Source organism: Mesorhizobium sp. URHB0026, assembly GCF_054059755.1.
Genome location: NZ_JBSSCN010000001.1, coordinates 3481352 through 3495723, shown reverse-complemented (window position 1 = coordinate 3495723; position 14372 = coordinate 3481352). Strand labels below are relative to the sequence as shown.

Sequence of the window (14372 nt, the reverse complement as noted above, 5' to 3'; positions counted from 1 at the left end):
TTTCGTGGTGCGCGCCTTCTAACCGAAAGCGAAGCCGCGCACCATAGTCTCGACATTGTTGCGCGGCAAGCATTGCCATGGTGCCAGCAAGCGTAATTCCAACGGCCTCGATAACCCTTTGTTTACGAGCCCTTCACGACCTAAGTTTAGGCTTCAAGGCTTCTTCGCCGCCGGTAAAATGCTGGATTAAGGAAAGACACGTCATCATGCCGACCAGTCGGCCTCATCTCTTCGCGCTGCTTGGCGCCGTCGCCGCGCTGATGCCCGGCGTGGCGATCAGCGGCAGCGTCGATGTGCGGGTCACCTCGGCCATCCCGGTGCCTGGTGTACAGGACAAGGCGCGACAGGCACCCTCACCCAGCGTCGCGCTGTTGAAAAGTGGGCTGGATGCGCTGGCGGCCGCCGATATTTCCGGCGCGCGCGGCGTGCGTGATGCACTGCCCGCACAATCGCTCGACCAGCACATATTGGCCTGGGCGATCGCGCTTTACGGCGGAGACAAGGTTCCGAGCGGCGACATCGCGGCGGCCGCGAAGATGCTGCCCAACTGGCCTGGCACCGTTGCCTTGCGCAAGAACAGCGAGCGCGCGCTCTACCGCGAAAACCCGGCGGCCGACGTCGTCGTCAAGGCATTCGACGGCAGCCAGCCGCAGACATTCGAAGGCGTGATGGTTCTCGCGCGCGCCTATGTGTCGTCCGGCAACGCCAAGGCGGCGCGATCGGTGCTGTCGCCGTTCTGGCGCACCGCGATCCTGGAAGCCAAGGACGAGACGGCTCTGATCAAGGAGTTCGGCAGCGTTGTTCCTGCCGCCGATCACCGTTTTCGCATGGAGCGCATGTTCTATGCCGACCGGGTGAATTCCGCCTTGCGTGTCGCCGGCCTCGCCGGCGCCCAGCAGCTTGCCGACGCCTGGGCGGCGGCCGACAGGGGCGACAAGAATGCCGCCAAACTGCTGAAGGCCGTGCCGGCCGCGCAGCATTCGGCCGGCTATTTCTTCGCGCAGGCCGAGTATCTGCGCAAGCAGCAGGATTTTGCGGGCGCCGCGGCGGTTGTCATGAAGGCGCCGGCGGACCGTGACTCCCTGGTCGATCCGGATGCCTGGTGGGTCGAACGCCGGGTGCTCTCGCGCGAACTGGTCGACCAGGGCGATATGAAGACGGCATACAAGATAGTCGCCACGCATGCCGCCGAAAGCGCGGCCAATGCCGCGGAAGCCGAGTTCCATGCCGGCTGGTACGCGCTGCGCGGCCTGAACGATCCCAAGCTCGCGGCGATGCATTTCACGCGCATCGCCGACCTTGCCCAGGGACCGATGACCCTGTCGCGCGCCTACTACTGGCTCGGCCGCGCCGCGGAAGTCGGGGGCCCCGGCTATGCCAAGGACTATTTTGGACGTGCGGCGACCTACGGCACCACGTTTTACGGCCAGCTCGCCGCCGAACGTGTCGGCCGGCAGGCACTCAACATCTTCTATCCCCAGCCAAGTGCCGCCGACCGGCAGAGCTTTGCCGGCCACGAAGCCGTCTCCGCCATCAAGCGCCTGCAGGAGGCGGGCTACGACCGCTATGCCGAAACGCTCTACCGCGACCTTGCCGGGCAGTTGACCAGCCCGGGTGAACTGGCACTGCTCGCCGTCCTGGCGGAAAAGCAGGACAACCATTTCATGGCGCTGAAGATCGGCAAGATCGCCGGCGCGCGGGGCATCGACGTCGGAGCGCTGTCGCATCCGCTCGGTGTCATCCCTGATTCGGCCAATATTTCCGGTTCCGGCAAGGCGCTGGCCTACGCGATCGCCCGCCAGGAAAGCGAATTCAATATTGGCGCCATATCCAGTGCCGGCGCGCGCGGGCTGCTGCAGCTGATGCCGGCAACCGCCAGGCAATTGGCGAAGAAGGCTGGATTGCAGTTTTCGCAGAACAGGCTGACAACCGACGCCGCCTATAATGCAACGCTTGGTTCGGCCTTCCTCGGCGAACAGCTTGATCGCTTCAACGGCTCGTACGTATTGACCTTCGCGGGCTACAATGCCGGCCCGAGCCGGGCCGGCCAGTGGGTGGCGAAATATGGTGACCCGCGCGGCAAGGACATCGATGCGGTGGTGGACTGGATCGAACGGATTCCCTACACGGAAACAAGAAGTTACGTGCAGCGCGTAATGGAGAACTACGAGGTCTACAAGATGCGTATCTCCGGCAAGTACGACATCGTCGGCGATCTCGTGAACGGGCGCAGCTGAGGCTCTTGCTCTTCCTCGTGACGACAAGGAGGAGCCTTTCCCATTTGACCCTCCTGCGCTCCGCCTATAGCAGACGTGGACGATCCTTCGGCTAAGGAGTCCGTCCCGTGTCGAGCGACCCAGGTTTCTCCGACTTCTTCTATGCCGCGCCAGATGGGCTGAGACTTCACGCGCGCGTCTATGGCGAAGCGAATTCCGCTCATTGGCCGGTCGTCTGCTTGCCTGGCCTGACACGTAATGCGCGGGATTTTCACGGGCTGGCGCTCTATCTCTCAACGCGATCCGCCCTAGCACGCAAGGTCATCGCCTTCGACTACCGCGGACGCGGGCAGTCGGCCTACGATCCCGATGTCAGTCACTATAATGTCGGCGTCGAGGCGGGGGACATCCTTGCCGGGCTGACGGCGCTCGGCATCCAACAGGCGGACTTCATCGGCACCTCGCGCGGCGGGCTGATCATCCATGTGCTTGGCGCGATGCAGCCGGCGGCGCTGAAAGCCATCGTGCTCAACGACATTGGGCCAGTGATCGAACCCGCCGGCCTTGCCCACATCCGCACCTATCTCGATCCCGCGCCAAAACCGAAGAGTCGTGCCGAGACTGTCAACGCCCAGCGCGACACCCATGGCGGCGACTTTCCCGCCCTCGCTTCGGCGGATTGGGAGCGGATGGCGTCAGCGCTCTATCGCGAGACGGATCAGGGGCTGATGCCGGATTTCGACCCGAGGCTGGTTGAAACGCTGGCCGTCCTCGACCTCAGCAAGAAACTGCCGGATCTGTGGAGGCAGTTCGAGGCGCTGGCCGCCATGCCTATGCTTGTCATACGCGGCGCCAACTCCAGACTTTTGTCCGTCGAGACGCTTGAAGAAATGAAGAAGCGCCACCCCAACCTCGAAGCGATCACGGTCGAGGGCCAAGGCCACGCGCCTTTCCTCGAGACCGGCAGCCTGCCCAGCACCGTTGCTGCTTTTCTCGATCGCGCCGAGAGGCAATAAGCCCCAAGACCAGATCAGATCCCGGGGCTGTTACGGCAGCAAAGGCAAACTGTCGGAACTACTTGGCCTTAGAGCTTTTGCGGGTCGCTTTTGGCGACGCCTTCGCCGAAGCGCCCACATCCGTCTGCTCCGCTTCGCCGACGGCGTCGTCACCGGCGACGAAAACAGCGAGCTTTCCGCGCTGCCGGCCGCTTGCTCGCCGCGAGGCTTCTCCAGCACGACAACGCAGCCATCGAGATCATTGGTGGCCGAATGCGCGTAGCGCATGGTCATCGACAAGGGCTGGTGCCCAAGCCACATCTGCACGCTGCGGATGTCGATGCCGCCCTGGACAAGACGCGAAGCGCAGGTGTGGCCCAGGATGTGCGGCACGACCTGGTCGTCGGCACCTTCTGGCGGCGAAACTCGGGCAGGCTGTGGAATATCTCCCATCTTGTAAGCCTTGCGCAGCAGTTTGCTGAGAGCGGCCATCTTTCGATTGATGGTCGCGTTGCGTCGGGCGCGCACCGGAAACCGCGATCAGGGCCGCAGCGGAGCCGAGAAGAAGGCTCTTGATGTTCATCTTCTGACCTCCAGTCAGAATCGTGAGCGAAGGCCGACGAAAAGCAGCCAGACGAGCCGTTTTCTTTTTTATTCCGGACAGATGATCTGGGGGCCGGTTAGCGAGGCTCGGTCTGCAGAACTCCGCAGGGCGTAGGGTGGCGGAGAGGATGGGATTCGAACCCACGAGAAGCTTTTGACCTCTACTCCCTTAGCAGGGGAGCGCCTTCGACCACTCGGCCACCTCTCCGTTGCGCCGCTGGATAAAGAAAAGCGCCGGCACAATCAACAAGCCTGCGCCATTATATGGAAAAATAACAGCGCGCCGGCCCAGAGGCGTCCCCTATGCGGCGGTTATGCGGCAAATCGCTGGCGACTGACTGGCGACCTTCTCTTGATTCCGCGGGCCGGTCGTCGGATTCGGTTGGAAAGCCGGTTGCGGCGGGTCCGATGGTTAACGAGAGCTTTCTGAGTGAGGCCGAATTGGTGTCATTTGCGCAACAACGCTGGGGGATAGTAGCCTGACAGCGCTTTCGCCGGTACCATCGTGGTTGAACGCCACCGGCTCATGACGTGGTCCCCGGCTTTACGGTCACGGCCGAGATCGACTATCAGATCGTCGTTAGCGATGATCTGACGCGGGCCTGGGACGGCGCCGAGAAGAAGAGCAATATCGGCGGCATTCTCCGCTTCCAGTGCTCGTTCTAAGACATTTCGGCTTGTTGAAATCGAAACCCGGCGGGCAACCGCCGGGCTTTTTGTATTTATAGCGATGCTCTATCGCGCAGCTTGCACCGACCGGTGGCGCACGTTAGCAAGAAGCCCCCTTCCAAGCGAGCTTCCGGACATGCCTCAACGCCCTGCCCTCTCACCACTCATCGCCGCGCTTCCGTCGACCGTGCCGTTTGTCGGTCCCGAAGCGCAGGAGCGTGAGCGCCGGCGCGCTTTCCGTGCCCGCATCGGCGCCAATGAGAGCAGTTTTGGTCCTTCGCCGCGCGTCATCGCCCGCATGGAGAGTGTCGCGCGCGACCAGTGGATGTATTGCGACCCGGACAATTACGATCTGAAGGTCGCGGTCGCCGAGCATCACTATGTGGCTGTCGAGAACGTGGTGGTCGGCGAAGGCATTGACGGTCTGCTCAGCCTGGTGGCGCGCATGTACGTGGCGCCCGGCGATGCGGTGATCACCTCGCTCGGCGCCTATCCAACCTTCAACTTCCACATTGCCGGTGTCGGCGGCCGGCTGGTGACCGTCCCTTACGAGAATGACAGGGAAAGCCTGGACAGTCTGCTCGCGGCAGTCGTCAGGGAGAAGGCGCCGCTGGTCTATCTGTCCAACCCGGACAATCCGATGGGCAGTTGGTGGGAAGCCGACGAGGTCATCCGCTTCATCGAAGCCTTGCCGGAAACCACCATGCTGGTGCTCGACGAGGCTTATGGCGAATTGGGACCAGCCTCGGCCCTGCCGCCGATCGACATCTCGCGGCCGAACGTCATCCGCATGCGAACCTTTTCGAAGGCCTATGGACTTGCCGGCATACGCTGCGGCTATGCCGTCGCGGAGACGCAAGTGATCAGCGACTTCGAGAAGATCCGCAACCACTATGGTGTCAGCCGCATGGCGCAGATCGCCGGCGTCGAGGCTCTCGCCGACCAAGCCTATCTCGAGACGGTGGTGGCCCGGGTCGCCGCCGGACGTCGGCGCATTGCTGATATCGCCGAACAGAACGGATTGAAGCCGCTGGCCTCGGCGACCAATTTCGTCACCATCGACTGCGGCCATGACGGTGCTTTCGCCCTGAAAGTGCTGCAGGGGCTGTTGTCGCGCGACGTCTTCATCCGCAAGCCGATGGCGCCACGGCTCGACCGCTGCATCCGGGTCAGTGTCGGTCTCGTCCACGAACTGGACATCTTCGCCGAGGAATTGCCTGGCGCCTTGGCAGCGGCGCGCGGAAACTAGGGCACTCCGCGGCGCTCGGGAGCCATCGCGGCGCCGAGCAGATGCGCGGCACGCGCCAGCACATCCGAAAATTCCGCGGCTTCCCTGTCATTCAAGCCAGCGGTCAGGCGGGCGAGATCACGATCCGTGGCCGCATCAAGTGCCGCAAGCGCGGCCTGGCCGCGCGCGGTGAGCGAAAGAACGCGCGGCCGGAGTGGCGCGGGACCGGTGCACATCTCGGTCAGGCCGGCGGCAGAAAATGTGCGGATGATTCTCGCAACATAGGCGGCTTCCACCTGGAGGTCCCGGGCGATTGGCGCCATGGCGGGAGCGACGGCCGAGCTTGAACAGCACCCGCGCCTCGACCAAAAATAGACAGAAGCCGGTCGATTTCATCGCGGTCACTCTGTCAAGCCGTTGCCTTCGTTCGATGCCGCGCCAGACTCAATGCAACGGAGCGAGCCATGAATGACCGGAAAAGGGCAGTGCAGGCGCACATATTCGGCACGGTCCAAGGGGTCGGCTACAGGGCGTGGGCACGCGGTGAAGCGACAAGGCTCGGGCTATTGGGCTGGGTGCGCAACGAAAGAGACGGCTCGGTGACGGCATGGCTCACCGGCGGCGACGCGGCGATTGCGGCCATGATTGAACGGCTGCGGCAAGGCCCGCCGTGCGCATCTGTCTCGCGGATCGATGTGGACGAATTGGAGACCTGGACCACCCCTGGAGACTTCAGAATCATAGCACAGACCGATTTCCGCCACTTGAATTAATTGAACGTTCGTTTTATTACGTTGCCAGTGAGGTGACAATGGCACGCACCACGGGATCAGACGGCGGCCGAACCGAGGCGGCTATCCGCGAAGCGGCGGTCACCCTGATTGCGCGTTACGGCTATGATGCAATGTCGATGCGCCAGCTGGCCGCCGAGGTCGGCGTGCAGGCCGCCGCGCTCTACCGCTATTTCCCGACCAAGGAAGGCCTGCTGTTCACGCTGATGCGCGAACATATGCAAGGGCTTCGCGAAGCCTGGGAGCACTCCAGGCCGGCTGGCGCGGATCCGGCGCGGCAGCTTGCCGCCTATGTGCGCAACCACATCGCCTTTCATATCGAGCGCCGCCATGCCACGCATGTGTCGAACATGGAATTGCGCAGCCTGTCGCCCGACAGGCTGACACAGATCCTGCGCATGCGCACGGCCTACGAAAAGGAACTTCGTTCGATCCTGCGCGATGGCGCCGAGGCGGGTATTTTCAGCATCGAGGACACCGGCCTGACGGCCATGGCTCTGATCCAGATGATGACCGGCGTCATCGTCTGGTTCCGGCCGGGCGAGCGATTGTCGATCGCCGAGGTCACGCAGACATACCTTTCGATGACAATGCGCCTGGTCGGCGCGAAGATGGCTACCGATACTACAGCGTCGCGCGTCCCTTCGGATGTGCAAAGGATGCTGTAGCATTTTGATTTCGCGCGGGATCCTTTCCGAAAATCGAAGTCGGCTTTCGAGAGGCATGCGGCAGGAGGAACGACATGTACACGAACACGCTCAGCTTCGGGCATGACGAGGACATCGAGGCGCTGCGCGACCTTGTGCGGCGCTTCGCCCAGGACAGAATCGCGCCGATAGCCGCCGACATCGATCGCGAGAACGAATTCCCGGCGCATCTATGGGGAGAACTCGGCGCTCTTGGCCTGCTCGGCATAACCGCCGATCCCGATTTCGGCGGCAGCGGCATGGGCTATCTCGCCCACGTGATCGCGGTCGAGGAGATTTCGCGTGCCTCGGCATCGGTCGGCCTTTCCTACGGCGCCCACTCGAATCTCTGCGTCAACCAGATCAACCGCTGGGCAACGCCGGCACAGAAGGAAAAATACCTGCCGCCGCTATGTTCAGGCGAGCACGTCGGCGCGCTGGCCATGTCGGAACCCGGCGCCGGCTCCGACGTGGTGTCACTCAAGTTGAGCGCCGAAAAGCGCAATGACCGCTACGTGCTCAACGGCACCAAGATGTGGATCACCAACGGCCCGGATGCCGAAACGCTGGTCGTCTACGCCAAAACCGACCCGGACCGGAAATCGCGCGGCATCACCGCCTTCATCGTCGAAAAGGCGATGCCGGGGTTTTCGGTGGCGCAGAAACTCGACAAGCTCGGCATGCGGGGGTCCAACACCGGCGAACTGGTCTTTTCGGACGTCGAGGTGCCGTTCGACAATGTGCTGCACGAGGAAGGACGCGGCGTCGAGGTGCTGATGTCCGGCCTCGACTATGAGCGCACCGTGCTTGCCGGCGGCCCGATCGGTCTGATGGCGGCCTGCCTCGACGTAGCGATCCCCTATGTTCACGAGCGCAAGCAGTTCGGACAGCCGATCGGGGAATTCCAGCTGGTGCAAGGCAAGCTTGCCGATATGTATACGGCGATGAACGCCGCGCGTGCCTACGTATACGCCGTCGCCGCCGCCTGCGACCGCGGCCAGACCAGCCGCAAGGATGCAGCCGGCTGCGTGCTGTTCGCCGCCGAGAAAGCGACGCAGATGGCACTCGACGCCATCCAGCTGCTTGGCGGCAACGGCTATATTAACGACTATCCGACCGGCCGGCTTTTGCGCGACGCAAAGCTCTACGAGATCGGCGCCGGCACCAGCGAGATCCGTCGCTGGCTGATCGGGCGCGAGATCATGGCGGAGGGGGTGTAGCATGGCCGTCCTCCAAACCCAGATCTCGCCCTCCTCCGATACCTTCCGCGCCAATGCCGAACGCATGCGGGCTCTGGTCGCCGACATCGCCGAAAAGGCCACGACCGTCGAGCGCGGCGGTTCGGAAGAGGCGCGCGAGCGCCATGTTTCGCGTGGCAAGCTGCTGCCGCGCGAACGCCTGGCGCAATTGCTGGACACCGGCTCGCCCTTCCTCGAGATCGGCCAGTTCGCGGCCTGGTCCATGTATGGCGAGGAGATTGCGTCGGCCGGCCTGATCGCCGGCATCGGCCGCGTCGAGGGCACCGAGGTGATGGTCGTTGTCAACGACGCCACGGTGAAGGGCGGCACCTATTATCCGCTGACGGTGAAGAAGCATTTGCGCGCGCAGGAGATCGCGCTGCAGAACAATTTGCCATGCGTCTATCTGGTCGACAGCGGCGGCGCCAATCTGCCCAACCAGGACGAGGTCTTTCCCGATCGCGAGCATTTCGGCCGCATCTTCTACAACCAGGCCAACATGTCGGCTGGCGGCGTTCCGCAGATCGCCTGCGTCATGGGCTCCTGCACCGCTGGCGGCGCCTATGTGCCGGCGATGTCGGACGAGACGATCATGGTGCGCAACCAGGCGACCATCTTCCTCGGCGGACCGCCGCTGGTGAAGGCGGCCACCGGCGAAGACGTCAGCGCCGAGGAATTGGGCGGCGCGGATGTACACACCAGGCTTTCCGGCGTCGCCGATCACTACGCGCTGGACGACGAGCATGCGCTCGCCATTTGCCGGCGCATCGTCAGGAACCTGAATCGGAACAAGGCTGTAAGCCTCAATTTGCAGAAACCGATTCCGCCGCTTCATCCAGCGGACGAACTCTACGGCATTGTTCCGACCGACTTGCGCCAGCCCTATGACGTGCGCGAGGTGATCGCGCGCATCGTCGACGGCTCCGAATTCGATGAGTTCAAGCAGAACTACGGCGCCACTCTGATCACCGGTTTCGCCCACCTGCATGGCATGCCGGTCGGCGTCATAGCCAACAATGGAGTGCTGTTTTCCGAAAGCGCGCTGAAGGGCGCGCACTTCATCGAATTGTGCTGTCAGCGCAAGATTCCGCTGGTTTTCCTGCAGAACATCACCGGCTTCATGGTCGGCCGGAGATACGAGGCGGGCGGCATCGCCAAGGACGGCGCCAAGCTGGTGATGGCAGTGGCGACCGCCAAGGTGCCAAAGGTGACCGTCATCATCGGCGGTTCGTTCGGCGCCGGCAATTACGGCATGTGCGGCCGCGCCTACTCACCGCGCTTCCTGTGGATGTGGCCGAACGCGCGCATCTCGGTGATGGGCGGCGAGCAGGCGGCGACGGTGCTGGCCATGGTCAAGCGGGAAGGCATCGAGCGCAAGGGCGGGGAATGGAGCGCCGAGGAGGAGGCGAAATTCAAGAAGCCGATCCTGATGAAGTACGAGCATGAAGGCCATCCGCTCTATTCCTCGGCAAGGCTCTGGGATGACGGCATCATCGATCCGGCCAGGACACGCGAGGTGCTGGCGCTCAGCCTGTCCGCCGCGCTCAACGCCGAGATCGAGGAGACACGCTTCGGCGTGTTCAGGATGTGAGATGAGCAAGGCCCAAGACAGGATCCAAGTCCACACCGGGGACATCACGAAGCTCGATGTAGACGCCATCGTCAATGCCGCGAACACTTCGCTTCTTGGTGGCGGCGGCGTCGACGGCGCCATTCATCGCGCGGCAGGCCGCGAGCTTGAATTCGAATGCCGGATGCTGAATGGCTGCAAAGTCGGCGATGCCAAGATAACCAAGGGTTACAAGCTGCCGGCTCGACATGTCATCCATACTGTCGGGCCCGTCTGGCAGGGCGGTGGCAAGGGCGAAGCCGAGCTGCTGGCGTCCTGTTACCGGCGTTCGCTTGAACTAGCCGTCGCCAATGATTGCCGCTCGGTTGCGTTCCCAGCTATCTCGACCGGTGTATACCGCTATCCGAAAGATGACGCGGCCAAAGTCGCCGTTTATGAGGTCAATGACTTCATCAAGCACAACATGCTTCCCGAAATCGTTGTGCTCTGCTGCTTCGACGAAGCCATGGCAAAACTATACCGACGGCATCTTGCGATATTGGGTGAATATTGAATTTTATAGACCAGGCCCCTCGTTCGCTCACGAAATCGCGAGCTCATCCCGCGGCTCTGGCGGCGCCGGAGAATATTCGCTATCGCTCCTCCTGCACTTTGCAGTTGGGATGGGGTGAGAATGAAACAGAAATATTCACGGAATGTGTCTACTTTAACACTTTCGGCATTGCTGCTAGCCGCCTCGTACGGTTTGGGCGTGGCCGGATCGCTGACGGGAAGCGAGGGAGACAAACGTTTCCCGCCCTATTTGCCACGAAACTCGAAAGATCCATGTACCAAGGCCTACAAGGCGTATGTGGCGGCTGGCGGCCATTCGGCCTACGCCACCACGCCCTATGCCCGGATCATGTCATCATACATAATCTGCGGCGGGCATCTGAACGCGCCGTCACAGAAGGCAGCGGAAGAACTGGCTATGAAATCCTGTCTGGCCACGCGCACGCACTACAAGGTAACCACCGGCGGCGCCTGCGAGATCGCCGCTTCGAAATAGGCCGGTGCCTGCCAAAACGGCGCCGCCCGATACTGACCCGGGAGGCTCCATGTTCACGAAAATCCTGATCGCCAATCGGGGCGAGATCGCTTGCCGCGTCATCCGCACGGCTCGCAAGCTCGGCGTGCACACTGTCGCCGTCTATTCGGATGCCGACGCGAGATCCCTGCATGTCGAGATGGCCGACGAGGCGGTCCATATCGGTCCTTCGCCTGTCGGCGAGAGCTATCTGCGTGGTGACAGGATTGTCGCCGCGGCCCTGGCCACGGGTGCCCAGGCTATCCATCCCGGTTACGGCTTCCTGTCGGAAAACCCCGATTTCGTCGACCAGGTGGTGGCGGCCGGCCTCGTTTTCATCGGCCCGTCGGCGGCCTCGATCCGCGCCATGGGGTTGAAGGACGCCGCCAAGCGGCTGATGGAAAAAGCCGGCGTTCCGGTCGTTCCCGGCTATCATGGCGAGGCGCAGGAAATCGTGCTGCTTGCGTCAAAGGCCCGCGAGATCGGCTATCCCGTCCTGATCAAGGCGCGCGCTGGCGGCGGCGGCAAGGGCATGCGCCGCGTCGAGCACCCCGATGACTTTTCCGAGGCACTCTCCAGCGCCCGGCGCGAAGCAAAGGCCGCTTTCGGCGACGACCGCGTGCTGGTCGAGAAATATGTCGACAAGCCGCGGCATATCGAGGTGCAGGTGTTCGGCGACAATTTCGGCAATGCGGTGCATCTCTACGAGCGCGACTGTTCGGCGCAACGCCGCCACCAGAAGGTAATCGAGGAGGCCCCCGCCCCCGGTATGACGCCGGCTTTGCGCAAGACAATGACCGAGGCGGCGGTAAAAGCCGCCAAGTCAATCAACTATTCCGGCGCCGGCACCATCGAGTTCATCGTCGACGCCTCGCAAGGCCTCGATGCCGACCGCTTCTGGTTCATGGAAATGAACACCCGGCTGCAGGTCGAGCATCCGGTCACCGAGATGGTCACCGGCACCGATCTCGTCGAGTGGCAGTTACGGGTCGCCTGCGGCGAGAAACTGCCGAAGACACAGAGCGAGATCACGCTTTCCGGCCATGCTTTCGAGGCGCGCATCTATGCCGAGGATGCGGCCAAGGGGTTTCTGCCGGCGACAGGCACGCTGCACCACCTTAAATTTCCGGGCGTTGCCCCCGAAGGCGCCGCTATGCGCATCGAGACCGGCGTGCGGGCTGGCGATGCCATCTCGCCCTATTACGACCCGATGATCGCGAAGCTGGTCGTCCATGCCGGAGACAGACTGGCGGGGCTGGAAGCGCTCCGCACCGCGCTCGCGCAAACCGAGACTGCCGGCTCCACCGCCAACACCGCTTTTCTTGCCGCTCTTGCCGCCGATCCGGATTTTATGGCTGAAGACATCGATACCGGCCTGATCGGCAGACACCAGGAGGCGCTGACGGCGGTCGCGCCGCCGACCGGCGAAATCATCTCGGCTGCCGCCGTGGCGGCCTCGGGTGCCGGAGCGTTGCCGTCGTCGAACGACCCATGGTCGTCACTCGCCGGCTATGCGCATTTCCACTGCGTGGCGCGGCGCATGCGGCTGAAGTTCGGTGACGAAGCCATTCAGGCAAGGATTTCAGTGCGATCGGACGGGCGCTTCCAGGTGGCGCTCGATGCGCCTTATGACAGCACCAATTCGCATGATCTTCGCGCCGTTCCCCGCCTCGCCCGCTGGCCTGGCCACATCACGGTGTTCGAAGGCGCCGTCGGCTATACTTTCGCGGTGCCGGATCCCTTGGCCAGGAGCGATGAAGCGGCCGCCGCCACCGGCAGCCTGCGCGCGCCGATGCCAGGTCTGGTCAAGCTTGTGCGCGTGGCGAAAGGCGACGCTGTGATCAAAGGGCAACCTCTGCTGATCCTCGAGGCGATGAAGATGGAGCACATCATCGCCGCCCCGCATGATGGGGTGATCGCCGAGATCGCCGGTGAAGGAGCGCAGGTCACCGACGGCACGGTGCTGGTGCGGTTCGTCGAGGACCAGAGCGCATCCACCGCGGCTGCCGGCGGATAGAAGGAGCGCACCGCGTATCGCAAAAGGAAATGGCCGGGACGAACCCGGCCATTCCGTTTACTCGACTGCCAGGGCGATTACTGCGCGATCGGCGCGTACTTGCCGTCATGCCACTGGTTGATGTCGTAGCTGGCATTCTTGAGGTCGCCCTTCTCGTCGAAGGTGACGTCGCCGACAACCGTGCTGATCGCCGTGCCATTCTTCAGCGCCTCGGCAACCTTGGCCGGATCGTCGCTGCCGGCACGCTTGATGCCTTCGGCGAATGCCTGGACCACCGCATAGGAGAACAGCGTGAAGCCTTCCGGCACGAAGCCGCCGGCCTTGATCTTCTCGACGGCTGCCTTGGCTTCCGGCTTTGCCTGAGGATCCGACGGGAACACGAACATCGTGCCCTCGCCGGCCGGGCCGGCAACCTGCCAGAACTCCGGCGAGGCGATGGAATCCGGCATGATCAGCTGGAACTTGAAATTCTGTTCGGCCGACTGGCGCAGGATCAGACCCGCCTCAGGGTGGTAGCCGCCGAAATAGACGACGTCGGCCTTGAGACCCTTCAGCTTGGTGACAAGCGCCGAATAGTCCTTCTCGCCCGGGTTGATGGCGTCATAATAGACCTCCTTGAGGCCACCGGTATTCATGGTTGCCTTGACGGCATCAGCCACGCCCTGACCGTAAGCGCTCTTGTCGTGCAGGATGACGACGTTCTTGCCGGCGTATTTCTTGGCGATCCACGGGCCGATGAACGCGCCCTGTGCGTCGTCACGCGTATAGAGACGCATGATCGTGGACCAGCCGGACTTGGCGGCCGCATCGGTCAGCACCGGGTTCGAGGAAGCCGGGCTCATCATCAGCGCGCCGGCCTCAGCATAGACCGCCGAGGCCGGAATGCTCGAACCCGAGCAGGCATGCCCGTCGATGAACTTGACGCTGTTGGCGACGATGCGATTGGCGACCGACACCGCCTGCTTGGGATCGCATTGGTCGTCCTCGATGTCGAGCTTGATCTGGGAACCGTTGACGCCGCCAGCCGCGTTGATGGCGGCGGCGGCGGCCTGTGCGCCCTGCTTGAACTGATCGCCGATGGTGGCGAGCTGTCCCGTCATCGGGCCGACCACCGAGATGGTGATGGCATCGGCGAACGCGACCGGCGCGCTCATCATCAGGCCGAAAATGGCCGCGCTCAAAACACTCATTTTTTTCATGATGATAGAACTCCTCCACTCACGCGCGGCCGCCCGGCCGCGCTTCTTCCAGAGAGGCGGGACAATTTCATCCTTCATCGGACCTGTCTAGGCG

At 62.9% G+C, this 14372-nt stretch carries 13 protein-coding genes, 1 tRNA gene and 1 pseudogene; 11 read left to right on the top strand and 4 right to left on the bottom strand.

The genetic code is table 11. The features are described from left to right. The first annotated feature begins 206 nt into the window (after nt 1-206). Together ACVWWD_RS16995 and ACVWWD_RS16990 are read left to right on the top strand one after the other, a co-directional pair. Nucleotides 207-2237, top strand: coding sequence for a lytic transglycosylase domain-containing protein (locus tag ACVWWD_RS16995; protein WP_457103209.1), 2031 nt, complete (start codon nt 207-209; stop codon nt 2235-2237). A gap of 107 nt (nt 2238-2344) precedes the next feature. Then, complete coding sequence (locus ACVWWD_RS16990) at nt 2345-3232, top strand: alpha/beta fold hydrolase (protein WP_352548194.1); 888 nt, start codon at nt 2345-2347, stop codon at nt 3230-3232. A gap of 30 nt (nt 3233-3262) precedes the next feature. Here ACVWWD_RS16990 and ACVWWD_RS16985 read toward each other — a convergent pair. Both ACVWWD_RS16985 and ACVWWD_RS16980 read right to left on the bottom strand, forming a co-directional pair. Beyond that, nucleotides 3263-3625, bottom strand: a pseudogene (locus ACVWWD_RS16985) (tyrosine-type recombinase/integrase); the annotation flags it as partial. A 306-nt stretch (nt 3626-3931) separates the two neighbouring features. Beyond that, nucleotides 3932-4022, bottom strand: a tRNA-Ser gene (locus ACVWWD_RS16980). Nucleotides 4023-4345: 323 nt separating this feature from the next. Between ACVWWD_RS16980 and ACVWWD_RS16975 the strand changes: the two genes are divergently transcribed. Then, entirely contained in the window at nt 4346-4480 is a 135-nt protein-coding gene (locus ACVWWD_RS16975; protein WP_352548192.1) for a hypothetical protein, read from the top strand. Nucleotides 4481-4619: 139 nt separating this feature from the next. Then, the gene (locus tag ACVWWD_RS16970; RefSeq protein ID WP_352548191.1) at nt 4620-5732 is read left to right on the top strand and encodes a pyridoxal phosphate-dependent aminotransferase; all 1113 of its coding nucleotides are present in this window, start codon (nt 4620-4622) and stop codon (nt 5730-5732) included. On the opposite strand, the gene ACVWWD_RS16965 is transcribed toward ACVWWD_RS16970, so the two are convergent. After that, nucleotides 5729-6034 carry a MarR family winged helix-turn-helix transcriptional regulator gene (locus ACVWWD_RS16965; RefSeq protein WP_352548189.1) on the bottom strand — a complete coding sequence of 102 codons (306 nt, stop codon included), beginning with the start codon at nt 6032-6034 and terminating at the stop codon, nt 5729-5731. The two genes, ACVWWD_RS16970 and ACVWWD_RS16965, sit on opposite strands and share 4 nt — an antisense overlap. Nucleotides 6035-6175: 141 nt before the next feature. Between ACVWWD_RS16965 and ACVWWD_RS16960 the strand changes: the two genes are divergently transcribed. From ACVWWD_RS16960 to ACVWWD_RS16930, 7 genes are all read left to right on the top strand, one after another. Continuing rightward, nucleotides 6176-6484 carry an acylphosphatase gene (locus ACVWWD_RS16960; RefSeq protein ID WP_352548188.1) on the top strand — a complete coding sequence of 103 codons (309 nt, stop codon included), beginning with the start codon at nt 6176-6178 and terminating at the stop codon, nt 6482-6484. 38 nt (nt 6485-6522) lie between these two features. Continuing rightward, the gene (locus tag ACVWWD_RS16955; RefSeq protein WP_352548187.1) at nt 6523-7170 is read left to right on the top strand and encodes a TetR/AcrR family transcriptional regulator; all 648 of its coding nucleotides are present in this window, start codon (nt 6523-6525) and stop codon (nt 7168-7170) included. 74 nt (nt 7171-7244) lie between these two features. After that, nucleotides 7245-8408, top strand: a complete 1164-nt coding sequence (locus ACVWWD_RS16950; RefSeq protein ID WP_352548186.1) for an isovaleryl-CoA dehydrogenase — start codon at nt 7245-7247, stop codon at nt 8406-8408. A 1-nt stretch (nt 8409) separates the two neighbouring features. After that, nucleotides 8410-10017, top strand: coding sequence for a carboxyl transferase domain-containing protein (locus ACVWWD_RS16945; RefSeq protein ID WP_352548184.1), 1608 nt, complete (start codon nt 8410-8412; stop codon nt 10015-10017). A gap of 1 nt (nt 10018) precedes the next feature. Then, the gene (locus tag ACVWWD_RS16940; RefSeq protein WP_023771611.1) at nt 10019-10549 is read left to right on the top strand and encodes an O-acetyl-ADP-ribose deacetylase; all 531 of its coding nucleotides are present in this window, start codon (nt 10019-10021) and stop codon (nt 10547-10549) included. Nucleotides 10550-10669: 120 nt separating this feature from the next. Continuing rightward, a complete protein-coding gene (locus tag ACVWWD_RS16935) occupies nt 10670-11044 on the top strand; it encodes a hypothetical protein (protein ID WP_023771610.1) in 375 nt (124 codons plus the stop codon). Nucleotides 11045-11093: 49 nt separating this feature from the next. After that, entirely contained in the window at nt 11094-13079 is a 1986-nt protein-coding gene (locus ACVWWD_RS16930) for an acetyl/propionyl/methylcrotonyl-CoA carboxylase subunit alpha (protein WP_352548182.1), read from the top strand. 77 nt (nt 13080-13156) lie between these two features. On the opposite strand, the gene ACVWWD_RS16925 is transcribed toward ACVWWD_RS16930, so the two are convergent. Beyond that, entirely contained in the window at nt 13157-14278 is a 1122-nt protein-coding gene (locus ACVWWD_RS16925; RefSeq protein WP_457103208.1) for a branched-chain amino acid ABC transporter substrate-binding protein, read from the bottom strand. Nucleotides 14279-14372 lie beyond the last annotated feature (94 nt).